The organism is Pantoea eucrina (genome assembly GCF_001691555.1).
Classification (GTDB): Bacteria; Pseudomonadota; Gammaproteobacteria; order Enterobacterales; family Enterobacteriaceae; genus Pantoea; species Pantoea borealis.
Genome location: NZ_MAYN01000008.1, coordinates 2460288 through 2476056, shown reverse-complemented (window position 1 = coordinate 2476056; position 15769 = coordinate 2460288). Strand labels below are relative to the sequence as shown.

Here is a 15769-nt window from a genome sequence, read left to right as displayed (position 1 = left end):
AAAATATCGTAACTGTGCAAGCTGGCATTTCATGTATCTGTTTTTCTTATGGCGTCTGTTTTGAATTAAATTCACATCTGTATAAGTAAAATTAATCAGAAATTGATTGAGTAAAAGTTCATTAAATATGAATTGATATGCAATGAAGGAGGGTGGCACTATGCTGAGGAATCAGCTGCCACAAGATAAAGAAAGCAATCAGGTCTGACGCTTAGCTGCGCACAGACGGCCTTTCAGATTATTCACCTGTGCAAATTAGTCAAGTGCTTTACTCAGTGTGCGCCAGATGCGGCAGAAACCGGACGCAGATGCACTATTATGGGGCGTGAAACAGGCGCAATATCCCGGTCAGCCCGGGCAGTTACAGGCTAATTACGTTATGATGGCGCCATTCGTTCAGGGGATCTGCCATGAAACAAATTCGTCTGTTAGCTCAATATTATGTCGACCTGATGGTCAAACTCGGCCTGGTACGCTTTTCACTGCTCCTGGCATCAGCGCTGGTGGTGCTGGCGATGATTGTCCAGATGGCGGTAACCATGGTACTGCGCGGGCATGTGGAAAGTATCGACGTGGTGCGCTCGGTCTTCTTCGGCCTGCTTATCACCCCCTGGGCGGTCTATTTCCTGTCGGTTGTGGTCGATCAGCTTGAGGATTCGCGTCAGCGGCTGTCAAAGCTGGTTGATAAGCTGGAAGAGATGCGCACGCGCGATCTCGAACTTAACCAGCAGATGAAACAGACCATCACGCAGCTGAATCAGGAGATCAGCGATCGCATCAGCGCTGAAGAGGCGCGTAAACAGGTGATGGATAAGCTGCGTGAAGAGATGGCGCGCCGCGAGCAGGCGCAGATTGAGCTGGAACAGCAATCCTCATTCCTGCGCTCATTTCTGGATGCGTCGCCCGATCTGGTCTTCTACCGCAATATCGACAAACAGTTTTCCGGCTGCAACCGCGCCATGGAGCTGCTGACCGGGTTAAGTGAAAAACAACTTATCGGACTGACGCCGCGCGATATTTATGACGATGAAGCAGCAACTAAAGTGCTGGAAACAGATGAAAAAGTGTTTCGCCATAATGTATCACTCACCTACGAGCAGTGGCTGCAATACCCGGATGGGCGCAAAGCCTGTTTTGAGATCCGCAAAGTGCCCTATTACGATCGGGTGGGCAAACGCAGCGGGCTGATGGGGTTCGGGCGCGATATCACTGAACGTAAGCGCTATCAGGACGCGCTGGAGAACGCCAGCCGGGAGAAAACCACCTTTATTTCGACCATCAGTCACGAGCTGCGCACGCCGCTGAACGGCATTGTGGGCCTGAGCCGTATCCTGCTGGATACGGAGCTTAGCCAGGAGCAGCTGAAGTACCTGAAAACCATCCACGTTTCTGCTATTACGCTGGGCAATATTTTTAACGATGTGATTGAGGTGGACAAAATTGAGCGGCGCAAAGTCCAGCTGGATAACCAGCCGCTTGATTTCACCGGTTTCCTTGCCGATCTCGAAAATTTATCCGGCCTGCTGGCCCAGCCGAAAGATCTGAAATTTGTTATGCAGCCTGCGCTGCCGCTGCCGCATAAAATTCTGGCTGACGGCACCCGTTTACGGCAGATCCTGTGGAACCTGATTGGCAACGCCGTGAAATTCACCCGCGAGGGAGAAATTGTCGTGCGGGTCGCGTATAGCGCGAATGAAACGCTGCGTTTTGAAGTTCAGGACTCAGGAATGGGCATCCCGCAGGAGGAGCAGGACAAAATCTTTGCCATGTATTATCAGGTTAAAGATCAGCACGGCGGTAAGCCCGCAACCGGCACCGGTATCGGGCTGGCGGTATCGCGTCGCCTGGCGCAGGCAATGGGCGGTGATATCACCGTCAGCAGCGCGCCGGGTAAGGGCTCCTGTTTTGTGGTTGAAGTTAACGCCCCGCGCGTGGCTGATGAAGTGGAAGATGCCGATCTGGATGACAGCCTGCCGCTGCCGGCGCTGCACGTCCTGCTGGTGGAGGATATTGAACTTAACGTGATTGTTGCCCGCTCAGTGCTGGAGAAGCTTGGCTGCAGCGTTGAGGTCGCAATGAATGGGCATGATGCACTGAGCCTGTTTGATCCGCAGGAGTTTGACCTGGTACTGCTGGATATCCAGCTGCCGGATATGACCGGGCTGGACGTTGCGCGCGCTATTCATCAGCAGCACAACGGCGTGCAGCTGCCGCCGCTGGTCGCGCTGACGGCTAACGTGCTCAAAGATAAAAAAGAGTATCTCGATGCCGGCATGGATGACGTATTAAGTAAACCACTGGCGGTACCGGCGCTGACGGCAGTGATCAAAAAGTTCTGGGATTATCAGGGCGAGGCACAAGAGACAGATATGCCTGTCGCTGATACGCAGTCGCGCATGCTGCTGGATGTAGCGATGCTGGAGCAGTATATCGAGCTGGTAGGGCCTGACTTAATTACGCAAAGCCTGACGATGTTTGAGCAGATGATGCCGGGTTATCTTGATGTTCTTGATTCCAACATGATGGCGCGCGATCAAAAAGGCATTGCTGAAGAAGGGCATAAAATCAAAGGTGCTGCAGGCTCGGTAGGCTTGTTGCATCTGCAGGCGCTGGCAAAACAGATTCAGTCGCCGGAATTGCCGGCATGGTGGGACAACGTGCAGGAGTGGATCGATGAACTCAGGCAGGAGTGGCGCCAGGATGTGGCTGTTCTGCGCGAATGGGTTGCTGAGCGGGAAAACCAGAAGCACTAAAAAAAATGACCCCGGTCGAAACCGGGGTGCGCGAATACTGCGCCAACACCAGGGAAAAAGCGACTGCTGCTGTTATGGTTAGTTGAAGTAAAAAGCAGCTGTCAGGTATTGGTTAACGTTACAAAATCACCTTAGCAAATTTGCCAGCCTGCGCGACAAGATTCATTAAATTGTGTGATGTTGAACAACGTTCCGCTACAGAAAACATTAATTTGATAACACTGTCAAGCAGGGAATCAATTTCCCTGCTGATTTGTTTGCTATTTAACCAATATGAAGCCGTTTTGACTGTTTTTTCGCCAGCTCAATCAGGTGAGTCTGTGAAAGCACTGATAGCGAGAAGATAGCCGATTGTTTTAGAGTAAATAATGTTTATGTCTCTGTTTTGTAATAAAAATAGCCTACAGATGTTCTGTTTATCCGAAACGTTTTGGAAAGCAGGTTAGTAAACTTCCAGATCGGCTATTTTGAAAAATACGCCAGCCAGACTGTAAAATTTGATTTACGGAGAATTAGCGGGGGATTGCGGCGTCGGGCAGCATAAAATGTGTCTGAAACCGATCTCATAACAGACGACAGTCAAAAAAGCCTAAGCTATTTCCCGCCAATGTTAAGATAAATGAAAGTCTGATTTACATGACTATTAGTACAGGTTAACTGCGTCCTGAAGATCAGGTTGAGTGTTTTTTATGCATGGAACCGATTCCTTATAAATGGAAGTCATTGATGTTTCAGGGTATCAGCAGAAGAACCTCGGCCCGCTCTGAACGCTTTTTTATCTTCCGAAACCGGCTGGCAGTATGAAAGCGGGTATAACGATGAGCACAGGGCGCAATCATGACCAGAGTGATTAATTAATACAGGGAAGGGATACAGGAAGAGACTATGAAAAAAAACAAACGAAAGCGGTTCAGCCGGTTTACATCACTGATCGCCAGATGCCTGCTGGTATGGGCAGCCCTCTGGATAGGGGGGATTGTTATTTTCGCTTTCTTACCCGTGCCCTTTTCCGCTGTTATGGCAGAACGGCAGACAGGCGCATGGCTGCAGGGAAAAACGGATTATGTAGCGCATTCAGACTGGACCAGCATGGATAAGATCTCTCCGTGGATGGCGCTGGCAGTAATTGCCGCCGAAGACCAGAAATTCCCGGAACACTGGGGATTTGACGTCGGTGCCATTCAGCAGGTGCTGGACAACAATAGCGGTGAGCGTATGCGCGGTGCGTCAACGCTTTCTCAGCAGACGGCAAAAAATCTCTTTTTGTGGGACGGGCGTAGCTGGCTGCGTAAAGGGCTGGAAGCGGGCATGACGGTTGGCATTGAGACCGTCTGGACCAAGCGTCGTATACTTACGGTCTACCTCAATATTGCTGAATTTGGCCCCGGTATTTTTGGCGCTGAAGCTGCCGCGCAGCGCTATTTCCATAAGCCCGCCAGCCGCCTGACGATTGCAGAGGCTGCCCTGCTGGCCGCGGTATTGCCTAACCCGATCCGCTTTCGTGCGGATGCGCCTTCAGGCTATGTCCGTCAGCGTCAGCAGTGGATTATGCGTCAGATGCGCCAGCTGGGAGGAGAGGGGTTCCTGAATCGCTACCAGCTGCACTAAGGCATTTATTCTTCGTCAAAACCGGCTTCAAACAGTTCAATGACGGCGGCCAGCGCCGCTGTTTCCTGCGGTCCGCTGGCTTCAATTTCGATATGACCGCCTTTCGCGGAATCCAGCATCAGCAGCGCAATGACGCTGCTGGCCTCAGCCTCGGTGCCCGCTTCATTGCGCAGCAGAACATCAGCGTCGAAACTCTGCACCAGCTCAAACAGCTTCATCGCCGGGCGGGCGTGCATGCCCAGCTTGTTACGGATTTCGACAGTTTGCTTTACGGTCATGATTTACGCTTTTCCAGTGTGCGATGACGCGACTGCACGTTTTTACCGCGCGAACGGAAATAGTCAGCCAGCTGCTCAGCAATATACACAGAGCGATGTTTACCGCCGGTACAGCCTATCGCGACGGTCAGATAGCTGCGGTTGTTGGTTTCCAGCATCGGCAGCCACAGCTCAAGATAGCTGCGCGTCTGGTAGATAAAATTGTGCACTTCCGTATGCCGATCCAGGAACGCCGCCACCGGTCGATCGAGGCCCGTCATCGGACGCAGCTTAGGATCCCAGTGCGGATTAGGCAGAAAGCGCACGTCAAACACGTAGTCGGCGTCAATCGGAATACCGTGTTTAAAGCCAAACGATTCAAACACCATCGTGAGTTCGCGTTCGCGCTTGCCCAACAGGCGCGTACGCAGCATCTCAGCCAGCTCATGCACAGACATCTCTGAGGTATCAATAATCAGATCGGCACGCGAGCGCAGCGGCTCCAGCAGATCGTTCTCTTCATCAATGGCGCTTTCCAGCGACAGGTTTTTGCTGGAAAGCGGATGCAGACGACGGGTATCGCTGTAGCGCCGGATCAGCGTATTGCGATCGGCATCCAGAAACAGCAGCTGAGGAGAGAAAGAGTCAGGCAGATTATTTAACGCCAGCTCAAAGACTTCCTGCGACTCCGGCATATTACGGACATCAATACTCACCGCCGCTGAAATATTACGCTCCGTCAGCGTATTAGCCAGTTCCGGCAGCAGGACTACTGGCAGATTATCGACACAGTAAAAGCCCATATCTTCCAGAGCACGCAGCGCAACTGATTTACCTGAGCCTGATCGACCACTGACGATCATCAGCACCATCACAATTCTCCCCTGTTTTATCCGGTTCGCAGACCGGTAACGCTATGTACTGATTACGAATGCGCTTCCTGAGCTTCTGTGATAATGGCGTAGAGCTCCTGATCGCTTTGCGCCGCGCGCAGGCGGCGGCAGACCGTCTTATCTGCCAGACGTTTTGCGACCAGCGACAGGGTATGGAGGTGCGTCTTACACTGATCGGCGGGCACCAGCAGAGCGAACAGCAGGTCGACCGGCTGATTGTCCACCGCATCAAAGGCAATGGGCTGATCGAGGCTGATAAACACACCAACCGCTCGCAGCGTATCCTCTTCCAGTTTGCCATGCGGAATAGCAATGCCATTGCCAATGCCGGTACTGCCCATACGCTCCCGGGTCAGAATCGCTTCGAAAAGCGTCTGGTGCGGCAGATTGAGCTGCTTAGCCGCCAGTTCGCTGATTATCTCCAGCGCGCGTTTTTTACTCTGGCAGTGTACGCCGCTGCGGGTGCAGTCAGGCGTCAGAACCGAGCTCAATTCCAGTGTCAGATCGTTGTTCATCGTGGTTTCACTTGCGAGTTCACATAGCCACAGAGCGAAAGGCCCTGCTGGCGTTTGCGCAGATGATAAAACGGGGCGCTCTTCCGCCCCATTTTTCCCTGAGCACTGAACGGGTCAGCGCTCTGCAAACGTGAAGGTTAGTGTTTTTTCAGTTTGTCTTTGTGTTTGGTCAGCTGACGTGCCAGCTTATCAACCAGCCCGTCAATGGCCGCGTACATATCTTCCGCTTCTGCTGTGGCGTGCAGCTCACCGCCGTTAACATGCAGAGTTGCCTCTGCAATCTGAGTCACTTTCTCCACTTTCAGAACAATATAAACCTGATTAATACGATCGTAATAGTGTTCAAGTTTGGCAAATTTGCTGTTCACAAATTCACGCAGCGGGTCAGTGATTTCGACATTGAGTCCGGTAAGGTTTAGCTGCATAGGTCTTCCTTCTTAGTTCAGTCAGACCAGCTGTTTACGCTGGTTTGATGGCGGTATAGATAAAGACTCGCGATACTTCGCAACCGTACGTCGCGCTACCATAATACCCTGTTCAGATAACATGGCGGTCAGTTTGCTGTCGCTCAAGGGTTTTGCGGGATTTTCTGCCGCGACCAGTTTTTTTACCAGCGCACGAATGGCCGTGGAAGAGGCTTCGCCGCCGCCTTCCGTGCTGACATGGCTGGAAAAAAAATATTTCAGCTCAAAAATGCCACGCGGACTGTGCAGATATTTTTGCGTGGTCACGCGTGAGATGGTGGACTCATGCATATCGACCTGTTGCGCGATATCTGCCAGCACCATCGGGCGCATATACTCTTCGCCCTGCTCGAAAAACGCCTGCTGCTGAGCAACGATGCAGCGGGTAACTTTGAGCAGCGTGTCATTACGACTCTCCAGGCTTTTGATGAGCCAGCGCGCTTCCTGCAGGTTATTCCGAATAAACTGGCTGTCGCTGTCGCTGCGCGCTGAACCGCCCATGGCGGCATAGTGCTGATTAATTCTCAGGCGCGGCAGGCTTTCAGCGTTCAGTTCCACCACCCAGCGTGCACCCGCTTTGCGTACCAGCACATCCGGGATAACGTATTCCGGTTCACCTGTATTAATTGATTGCCCGGGGCGCGGATCGAGCGACTGGATTAGCAGCATCGCCTCTTTCAGCACCTCTTCCTTCAGGCGGGTCACCCGCATCAGGCTGCGGAAGTCGTGATTAGCCAGCAGATCAAGATGTTCACTGACAATCAGGCGCGCCTCTTTTAGCATAGGAGCGTCCGCCGCATATTGCGATAGCTGAACCAGCAGACAGTCACGCAGATCGCGCGCGCCTACACCAACCGGGTCAAACCGCTGGACGCGTTTGAGCACCGCTTCCACTTCATCCAGCGTCAGCTCATCGTCGCCGATACTGTCGCAAATGTCCTGCAGCGTCACGGTGAGATAACCGGTGGTGTCGATCGCATCAACAATGGATGTCGCAATAGCGCGGTCGGTATCGGTAAACGGTGTCAGCTCCACCTGCCACATCAGGTAATCCTGCAGCGACTGCGTGGTTTCTCCCTGGTACACCGGCAGCTCATCATCCTGATAATCAGTTCCGGTGCCGGAAGGGGTACCGGCGGTGTAAATTTCATCCCATGACGCATCCAGCGGCAGCTCGTCAGGCATCTCTTTCTGTTCCAGCGCCTCACGGGTATCTAACGTATCGCTTTCCTGCGTTTCGCGTGCGTCCACTTCATCATGAATATCGGTCTGCTCAAGCAGCGGATTGCTCTCCAGCGCCAGCTGGAGCTCCTGCTGGAGTTCAAGCGTAGAGAGCTGCAGCAGGCGAATGGCCTGTTGCAGCTGGGGGGTCATCGCCAGCTGTTGGCTGAACCTGAGTTGCAAACCTTGCTTCATAATCCGGCTTGAATGTCCTAAGCGAATATCGGGTTGATCGACACCTTATCAGAGTCTGAACTCTTCGCCCAAATAAACCCGCTTAACCTGCTCATCTGCCAGAATTTCATCTGGCGTACCGTGTGCAATCAGATTGCCCTGGCTGACAATATAGGCGCGCTCGCAGACGGCCAGCGTTTCACGCACGTTGTGATCGGTGATCAGGACACCGAGGCCGCTGTCACGCAAATGCTCAATGATCTTTTTGATATCGATAACGGAGATGGGGTCAACCCCGGCGAACGGCTCATCCAGCAGAATAAATTTTGGATTGGCCGCCAGCGCGCGTGCAATTTCCACACGGCGACGTTCGCCACCGGAGAGCGCCTGGCCCAGGCTGTTGCGCAGATGTTCAATATGGAACTCTTCCATCAGCTCATTGGCGCGATCCTGGCGCTGCTCTTCAGTCAGATCGTCACGGATCTGCAGCACGCCCATCAGATTGTCGTAGACGCTCAGCCGACGGAAAATAGAGGCTTCCTGTGGCAGATACCCGATACCACGCCGCGCCCGCGCATGCAGGGGCAGAATACTGATATCTTCATCGTCGATAATAATGCGGCCCGCATCGCGCGGTACAATGCCAACCACCATATAAAACGTCGTGGTCTTACCGGCACCGTTGGGACCCAGCAGTCCGACAATCTCGCCCGATTTAACCTGCAGGCTGACATCTTCCACTACGCGGCGGCCTTTATACGCTTTGGCCAGATTTTCAGCGACTAAAGTTGCCATCGGTCAGTTACTCTTTTTAGGGTTTGCAGCGGAACCGTTTTTATCCTGCAGCTGTGAAGGGACCAGTACCGTAGTGACGCGTTTGCTCTGACCCTGACTATAGGCCTGCATTTTCTGCTCTTTCACCAGATACGTGATGCGATCGCCTTTGATATTGCTGTCCTGCTGCTCAATGAAAGCGTTGCCGGTCAGCTCGACAAAATCGTTGGCCAGCTCATAGTGCAGCTTAGCGGCATGGCCTTTAACCGGCTTGCCGTTGTCCTGCATCTGATAAAACGTGGCCGGGTTACCATAGGCATCGACAATCGTTTTGTTGCTGTCGCCGCCGGGACGGGTCACCACCACTTTATCGGCCGTGATTTTAATCGTACCCTGCGTAACGATAACGTTGCCGGTAAAGGTCGCCACGTTGCCCTGCAGATCCAGCGCCTGATTAACCGAGTCGATATTGACCGGTTTCTCTGAGTCGCCGGTGACAGCCAGGGCGGGCAGGCTGCCAATCAACAGCGATCCGAGCAGCAGCGCATTAACACTATTTTTGTTCATTTTGAATTTCATAAGAGGTTTTGACCTTTTCAAGCAGTTCGGCGTTTTTTGTCCGCAAATTGCCGCGCATCTTCATGCCCGTGGAGTTAAAACTGCGGCCAAATAACGTCACCTGGTCGTCAGACATCACATCCTGGGTCACCAGGTTGACCTGCGCGTTATCGGTGATAATGCGTTCCAGCTGAGAATCCTGCGTCAGCGTATGCACTTCAACATGGCCATACAGGTAAAGCATACGATCTTTCGTTAGCTTTGCTTTGTCCGCCCGTACTGACCAGGTTGGCACTTTGTTTTCATCAAAGGTCGTCATGACGGGACGATCAAACCAGCTGACTTCATCCGCTGAAAAGTAGGTGACTTTGTCGGAGACAAGCTTGTAGGCCAGTGCACCCGTTGGGTTGTATACCACGGTATTAGAGTTCGCGCTGGTATAGGTTGGCTCCTGATCGTTTGAAGCCAACGGCGTGGCGCTCTCATCCTGATTCGTCAGGTTCCAGCCGATCAATATCAGCGCGACCAGAGCCAGAATCAGCGTTATCCAACGCCTGCTTTTACTCATACTGATTGCCCTCTGGCATCCTCAAATTTATTCTGCGCCAGCAATATCAGGTCGCATATTTCGCGTACCGCGCCGCGTCCGCCGCTGATACGTGTGACATAGTCGGCACGCGGCAGCAACACCGGGTGCGCATCCGCTACGGCAACACTCAGACCCGCCTGCGCCATAACCGGCCAGTCGATCAGATCGTCACCAATGTAGGCCACCTGTGTGCTGTCCAGTGACAGTTTATCCAGAAGTTCACGCCACGCCAAAAGCTTATCTGATTGTCCCTGGTAAAGATGCGTAATGCCCAGCGTCTCACAGCGATCTTCCAGCAGCTTCGCGCGACGGCCGGTTATAATAGCGACTTCGATGCCGGAGGTCAGCAGGCAGCGTATACCGTAGCCGTCGCGTACGTTAAACGCCTTCAGCTCTTCGCCGCTGTTTCCCATATAGATCAGGCCGTCTGACATGACGCCATCGACATCACAAATCAGCAGGCGAATTTGCGCTGCTCGTGCCATAACCTCAGCAGAGACCGGGCCATAGCAGGTGGCGACCATCGCATTTTCAGCGTTCATTTACATTTCCTGTTCAGACTACGCCAGCGCGCAGCATGTCATGCATGTGGACGACGCCCAGCAGCCGGTCTTCATCGGCAACCAGTACGGCGGTAATGTTTTTATTTTGCATCAGATTTAAAGCGTCTACCGCCAGCATATTAGGCCGTACGCGGATCCCGCCGCGCGTCATAACATCCTGAATACGGGCTGACTGAAAATCGACGCCCATATCAAAGATACGGCGCAGATCGCCATCGGTAAAAATCCCTTCAATTTTCATTAAATCATCGACAATTACCGTGAGACCGAGGTTTTTACGCGTGATCTCCAGCAGGGCATCACGCAGGGACGCCTCGCGCGTAACGTGCGGAATTTCATCGCCGCTGTGCATGATGTCGCTGACGTGCAGCAGCAGTTTACGCCCCAGCGCGCCGCCAGGGTGCGACAGTGCAAAATCCTCTGGCGTAAAACCGCGCGCTTCAAGCAGTGCCACCGCCAGCGCATCGCCCATCACCAGCGTTGCCGTGGTGCTGGATGTCGGTGCCAGCCCAAGCGGACACGCTTCCTGGGGCACTTTCACACACAGATGAACATCTGCCGCGCGGCCCATGGCGCTGTCCGGCCGGCTGGTCATACAAATCAGCTGAACTTTCTGTCGCTTCAGCACCGGGATCAGCGCCAGGATTTCGGCAGATTCGCCACTGTTTGAGATGGCAATGACCACATCGCTGGCGCTCACCATACCCAGGTCGCCATGGCTCGCCTCGCCCGGATGTACAAAAAAGGAGGCGGTGCCGGTGCTGGCAAAGGTCGCGGCCATTTTCTTACCGATATGCCCTGACTTGCCCATGCCCATCACCACAACTTTGCCCGCGCAGGCATAAAGCAGCTGGCAGGCGCGGCTGAAATCGTCATTAATATACTGATCGAGCTGTTCGAGTCCTTCACGTTCGATGCGCAGAACCTTTTTACCCGCCTGCTGAAAATCAAACTCTGCCTGCTGCTGTGACATATCAGTGCATCCTTAATAGCCAGTAAGAAGGGTGGGGCTGAGCCACAGCCATAGCACCCAGAGAAGAAATCCGCTCAGTAACAGCGTGCCTGCTAACCGGCCTACGCGCCGTTTACGCAGCAGACAAAACAGGGCAAACAGCACGCTGACGCCCAGCATCACCCAGTAATCACGGCTGAACGCGAGCGGATTGACCTCACCCGGATGAAACAGCGCGGGCAGGCCAAGAACAATCGCCAGGTTGAAAATATTGGCGCCGATCAGATTGCCAATCGCTATATCATCTTCACCTTTCAGCGCGCCTGCGACCACCGTGGCCAGCTCCGGCAAACTGGTCCCTACAGCGATAAGCGTCAGGCCCATCACCAGCTCGCTCACGCCAAAATAGTCAGCAAAAACGGTGGCATTGTCGATGACCATGCGGGTCGACATCGGCAATATAATCAGCGCGACTGCCAGCCAGAGAAAAGCCACCGTGTTACCTGCTTCATCGCGCGGCAGCTCTGCCAGCTGCTCCCGGGTGAGCGTATCGCTGTTGTCATGCCCGGCGCGGCGGGCAATGCGTATAACCGTCAGCAGATAGAACAGCGCCATTAGCAGCAGCGCCACCCCATCCAGCCGGCTCAGGTAATTATCAAACAGCATAATGCCGCTCAGTAAAGACACCAGCAGCAGTAGCGGAAGTTCGCGCCGAATCAAATTGGAGTGTACGGTTAAAGGATGAAGTAACGCTGCGCCACCCAGAATTAACAGGATATTCGTAATATTTGAGCCCAGCGCGGTGCCCACGGCTAAATCCATCTGTCCATGTTGCGCAGCTGAAAATGAGATAATCAGCTCCGGGAGAGATGTGCCGATACTCACTACCGTCATGCCAATAATCAGCGGCGGAATACCAAACGATCGGCATAAAATGGCGGCGCTGAAGACCAGTCGATCGGCCCCGTAAACCAGTAACAGCAATCCGATAAACAGCAGGGCGGTAGCTACAAACATGAAAAATCCTTGGTGGATACGGTGCCGGCGGACCCTGGCCGGCAAAAAAACCTGAGACGCGGGGGAGTCAGCCGCTGATTTTGACTCTCTGAGCGACAAAAGTAAATTTAATGACCGTTTTCGCCACACTGAACCGGTAAGTTTCTGTAAAACTATCGTGAATTGCGGAGTACCAGGCTACCATCCACCCCATTTATTACGCCCGACCCGCTTAACGAGGTAATAATGACTCAGCAGCAAACGAATCTGGTCGAGGTGCGCGGAGTGAGTTTCACCCGCGGCGATCGCACGATATTCGATGATATTTCACTTACGGTTCCGGCGGGCAAAGTTACCGCGATTATGGGGCCTTCCGGTATCGGAAAAACAACGCTGTTACGCCTGATTGGCGGTCAGTTGCAGCCTGACAAAGGCGAAATCTGGTTTCAGGGACAGAATATCCCCAGCCTGTCACGGCGCAGGCTCTATGAAGCCCGTAAGAAAATGAGCATGCTGTTTCAGTCAGGCGCGCTGTTTACCGATCTTAACGTTTATGAAAACGTCGCCTGGCCACTGCGCGAGCACACGCAGTTGCCGCCGGAACTGCTGCACAGCACGGTAATGATGAAGCTTGAAGCCGTAGGGCTGCGCGGCGCGGCGAAGCTTATGCCGGCAGAACTCTCCGGCGGGATGGCACGCCGCGCTGCGCTGGCGCGAGCCATTGCGCTGGAACCCGAACTTATTATGTTCGATGAGCCGTTTGTCGGACAGGATCCGATAACCATGGGCGTGCTGGTTAAGCTGATTGATGAGCTGAACCACTCGCTGGGCGTGACCTGTATTGTGGTGTCACACGATGTGCCTGAAGTACTGAGCATCGCCGATCACGCCTATATTGTTGCCGGGCAAAAAATCATTGCCGAAGGCAGCACCCGGGAGCTGAAGGAGAATGCCGATCCGCGGGTACGCCAGTTCATTGATGGGCATGCTGATGGTCCGGTGCCGTTTCGTTTCGCCGCCGGCGACTATCTTAGTGATTTGACCCGGACAGGGAGAGAGTAAACTCATGGTGTTACAGGCACTGGCGTCGTTCGGGCGTCGGGGAATAAACAGCTGTGCGACCTTTGGCCGGGCCGGTCTGATGCTGTTTCATGCGCTGGTGGGAAAACCCGCTTTTCGTCGCCATGCGCCATTACTGATCAAGCAACTCTACAGCGTTGGCGTACTCTCGCTGCTGATTATTGTGGTGTCCGGGCTGTTTATTGGCATGGTGCTGGGACTGCAGGGGTATTTAGTGCTGACCACTTACAGCGCAGAGACCAGTCTTGGCATGCTGGTGGCGCTGTCGCTGCTGCGTGAACTGGGACCGGTTGTCACGGCGCTGCTGTTTGCGGGGCGCGCTGGCTCAGCGCTGACGGCAGAGATTGGGCTGATGAAAGCCACAGAGCAGCTTTCCAGCATGGAGATGATGGCGGTTGATCCGTTGCGGCGCGTGGTCTCGCCACGTTTCTGGGCGGGTTTTATCAGTATGCCGCTGCTGACGCTGATTTTCACCGCGGTCGGTATTGCCGGTGGCGCGCTGGTTGGCGTGGGCTGGAAAGGTATCGATCCCGGCTTTTTCTGGTCCGCGATGCAAAGCGCGGTAGATTTTCATAATGATGTCCTTAACTGCCTGATCAAGAGCGCAGTTTTTGCCATCACGGTAACCTGGATTGCGCTGTTTAACGGCTACGATGCGATTCCGACGTCGGAAGGCATCAGCCGGGCAACAACGCGTACCGTCGTACACGCTTCACTGGCGGTGCTTGGGCTTGATTTTGTGCTGACCGCACTGATGTTTGGGAACTGATGCAATGCAAAGCAAGAAAAATGAAATTTGGGTAGGGGTGTTTATGCTGGCGGCGCTGGTGGCGCTGCTGTTTCTCAGTCTGCGCGTGGCCGATCTCAAATCGCTGGGCACTGAACCGACATGGAAGCTCTACGCCACCTTCGACAATATTGGCGGGCTGAAAATCAGTTCACCGGTAAAAATTGGCGGCGTTGTCATTGGCCGCGTCACGGATATTTCGCTGGATGATAAAAGCCTGTCGCCGCGTGTGACCATGGATATCAGCGAACAGTACGCGGATAAAATCCCGGATACCAGTTCACTGGCCATTCGCACGCAGGGGCTGCTGGGCGAACAGTTTCTGGCGCTGAATCTGGGTTTTGACGACCCGGATCTCGGGTCAGCTATGCTCAAAGATGGCGGAACGTTGCGCGATACTAAATCTGCCCTGGTGCTTGAGGATCTGATTGGTCAGTTCCTGTATAAAAGCGGCGACGGCAGCAAAGAGAATCAGTCACAGGATGGTGAGCGTGCACCTGCGCCTGCCACAACGGAATAATCCAGAGAGGTAAAACACGATGTTGAAACGTTTTCTGATGGTTGCCCTGCTGGCAATCGCTCCCCTGGCAGCCACAGCAGCGGACACGGACCAAAGTAACCCGTACACGCTGATGAATGAAGCCGCAGCCAAAACCTTTACCCGGCTAAAGAATGAACAACCAAAGATCAAGCAGGATCCCAATTATCTGCGTGAGATTGTGCGTCAGGAGCTGCTGCCCTATGTACAGATTAAATATGCCGGTGCGCTGGTTTTAGGTCGTTATTATCGTGAAGCGACGCCGGCACAGCGCAACGCCTACTTTGCCGCATTCGGTGACTATCTGGCGCAGGCATATGGACAGGCGCTGGCGCTTTATCATGGGCAGACATATCAAATCCAGCCGGAGAAACCGCTGGGTGATGCCAACATCGTGGCTATTCGCGTTACCATTATTGACCCTAACGGTCGCCCGCCGGTGCGTCTCGATTTTCAGTGGCGTAAAAACAGCCAGAGCGGAAAATGGCAGGCCTACGATATGATTGCAGAAGGGATCAGTATGATCACCACCAAGCAGAATGAGTGGAGCGATCTGCTGCGCACTAAAGGCATTGATGGCCTCACTGCCCAGCTGAAAACCTCTGCGGCACAACCTATTACACTGGATAAACAGCAATAATGAGTGAATCGTTACGCTGGCAGCGCAGTACGGATACGCTGGTACTGAGCGGCAAGCTTGATCGGGATACGCTGCTGACGCTATGGCAGCAGCGCGAAACGGTCATGCAGAACATAAACGTCATTGATGTCGCGGCTCTGGAGCGAGTCGACTCTGCCGGGCTGGCGCTGCTGGTGCATCTGCGCGAGATGGTACGCGCGCAGGGAAGTACGCCGCTGTTCTCGGGGGTGACAGATAAACTCCATTCTCTTATCACGCTTTATAATCTTCAGCAGATTATTGTTTCTGCGGGAAAAAGCGTCTGATCTGACGGCTGAAAAACCAGGCCCCTGATGCGCTCAGGGGCTTTTGCATATTTAAGACTCAGCCGCTTTCCTCTAAGATATCCGCCTTATTATTATCAAGTG

The 15769-nt window shown here is 53.6% G+C and carries 18 protein-coding genes; 7 read left to right on the top strand and 11 right to left on the bottom strand.

Translation table 11 applies throughout. From position 1 onward, the window contains the following. Window positions 1-410 precede the first annotated feature (410 nt). Window positions 411-2753, top strand: coding sequence for an aerobic respiration two-component sensor histidine kinase ArcB (gene arcB, locus BBA90_RS17790; protein ID WP_065650298.1), 2343 nt, complete (start codon window positions 411-413; stop codon window positions 2751-2753). Window positions 2754-3638: 885 nt separating this feature from the next. Beyond that, a complete protein-coding gene (gene mtgA / locus BBA90_RS17785; RefSeq protein ID WP_065650297.1) occupies window positions 3639-4361 on the top strand; it encodes a monofunctional biosynthetic peptidoglycan transglycosylase in 723 nt (240 codons plus the stop codon). A 5-nt stretch (window positions 4362-4366) separates the two neighbouring features. Here mtgA and npr read toward each other — a convergent pair whose 3' ends face one another. From npr to BBA90_RS17730, 11 genes are all read right to left on the bottom strand, one after another. Next, a complete protein-coding gene (gene npr, locus BBA90_RS17780) occupies window positions 4367-4639 on the bottom strand; it encodes a PTS phosphocarrier protein NPr (RefSeq protein ID WP_065650296.1) in 273 nt (90 codons plus the stop codon). Continuing rightward, window positions 4636-5490, bottom strand: a complete 855-nt coding sequence (gene rapZ / locus BBA90_RS17775; RefSeq protein WP_039382191.1) for an RNase adapter RapZ — start codon at window positions 5488-5490, stop codon at window positions 4636-4638. The genes npr and rapZ overlap by 4 nt, the downstream gene beginning before the upstream one ends. 53 nt (window positions 5491-5543) lie before the next feature. Continuing rightward, window positions 5544-6026 (bottom strand): PTS IIA-like nitrogen regulatory protein PtsN, encoded by a 483-nt coding sequence (gene ptsN, locus BBA90_RS17770; RefSeq protein WP_039382195.1) that lies wholly within the window; start codon window positions 6024-6026, stop codon window positions 5544-5546. A 137-nt stretch (window positions 6027-6163) separates the two neighbouring features. After that, a complete protein-coding gene (gene hpf / locus BBA90_RS17765) occupies window positions 6164-6451 on the bottom strand; it encodes a ribosome hibernation promoting factor (protein WP_065650295.1) in 288 nt (95 codons plus the stop codon). Window positions 6452-6472: 21 nt separating this feature from the next. Continuing rightward, window positions 6473-7906: an RNA polymerase factor sigma-54 gene (gene rpoN, locus BBA90_RS17760; RefSeq protein WP_065650294.1), complete on the bottom strand. Its 1434-nt coding sequence runs from the start codon at window positions 7904-7906 to the stop codon at window positions 6473-6475. A 48-nt stretch (window positions 7907-7954) separates the two neighbouring features. After that, window positions 7955-8680, bottom strand: coding sequence for an LPS export ABC transporter ATP-binding protein (lptB, locus tag BBA90_RS17755; protein ID WP_039382204.1), 726 nt, complete (start codon window positions 8678-8680; stop codon window positions 7955-7957). 3 nt (window positions 8681-8683) lie between these two features. Then, window positions 8684-9238 (bottom strand): lipopolysaccharide ABC transporter substrate-binding protein LptA, encoded by a 555-nt coding sequence (lptA, locus tag BBA90_RS17750; RefSeq protein WP_065650293.1) that lies wholly within the window; start codon window positions 9236-9238, stop codon window positions 8684-8686. Beyond that, on the bottom strand, window positions 9213-9785 hold the full coding sequence (lptC, locus tag BBA90_RS17745; RefSeq protein ID WP_065650292.1) for an LPS export ABC transporter periplasmic protein LptC: 573 nt from the start codon (window positions 9783-9785) through the stop codon (window positions 9213-9215). Before lptC ends, lptA begins: the two co-directional genes overlap by 26 nt. Beyond that, on the bottom strand, window positions 9782-10348 hold the full coding sequence (kdsC, locus tag BBA90_RS17740) for a 3-deoxy-manno-octulosonate-8-phosphatase KdsC (RefSeq protein ID WP_065650291.1): 567 nt from the start codon (window positions 10346-10348) through the stop codon (window positions 9782-9784). Before kdsC ends, lptC begins: the two co-directional genes overlap by 4 nt. 13 nt (window positions 10349-10361) lie before the next feature. Next, window positions 10362-11342: an arabinose-5-phosphate isomerase KdsD gene (gene kdsD, locus BBA90_RS17735; protein WP_065650290.1), complete on the bottom strand. Its 981-nt coding sequence runs from the start codon at window positions 11340-11342 to the stop codon at window positions 10362-10364. Window positions 11343-11354: 12 nt separating this feature from the next. After that, window positions 11355-12338, bottom strand: a complete 984-nt coding sequence (locus tag BBA90_RS17730; RefSeq protein WP_065650289.1) for a calcium/sodium antiporter — start codon at window positions 12336-12338, stop codon at window positions 11355-11357. Between the two features lie 225 nt (window positions 12339-12563). Between BBA90_RS17730 and mlaF the strand changes: the two genes are divergently transcribed. Genes mlaF through mlaB form a run of 5 tightly spaced genes read left to right on the top strand, consistent with a single transcriptional unit; the run spans window position 12564 to window position 15667 of the window. Continuing rightward, complete coding sequence (gene mlaF, locus BBA90_RS17725; RefSeq protein WP_065650288.1) at window positions 12564-13379, top strand: phospholipid ABC transporter ATP-binding protein MlaF; 816 nt, start codon at window positions 12564-12566, stop codon at window positions 13377-13379. A gap of 4 nt (window positions 13380-13383) precedes the next feature. Continuing rightward, on the top strand, window positions 13384-14166 hold the full coding sequence (gene mlaE / locus BBA90_RS17720; protein WP_065650287.1) for a lipid asymmetry maintenance ABC transporter permease subunit MlaE: 783 nt from the start codon (window positions 13384-13386) through the stop codon (window positions 14164-14166). 4 nt (window positions 14167-14170) lie between these two features. Next, complete coding sequence (gene mlaD / locus BBA90_RS17715) at window positions 14171-14704, top strand: outer membrane lipid asymmetry maintenance protein MlaD (protein WP_065650286.1); 534 nt, start codon at window positions 14171-14173, stop codon at window positions 14702-14704. Between the two features lie 19 nt (window positions 14705-14723). Next, on the top strand, window positions 14724-15362 hold the full coding sequence (mlaC, locus tag BBA90_RS17710; RefSeq protein WP_065650285.1) for a phospholipid-binding protein MlaC: 639 nt from the start codon (window positions 14724-14726) through the stop codon (window positions 15360-15362). Further along, a complete protein-coding gene (mlaB, locus tag BBA90_RS17705; RefSeq protein ID WP_065650284.1) occupies window positions 15362-15667 on the top strand; it encodes a lipid asymmetry maintenance protein MlaB in 306 nt (101 codons plus the stop codon). The genes mlaC and mlaB overlap by 1 nt, the downstream gene beginning before the upstream one ends. The last annotated feature ends 102 nt before the right edge of the window (window positions 15668-15769 follow it).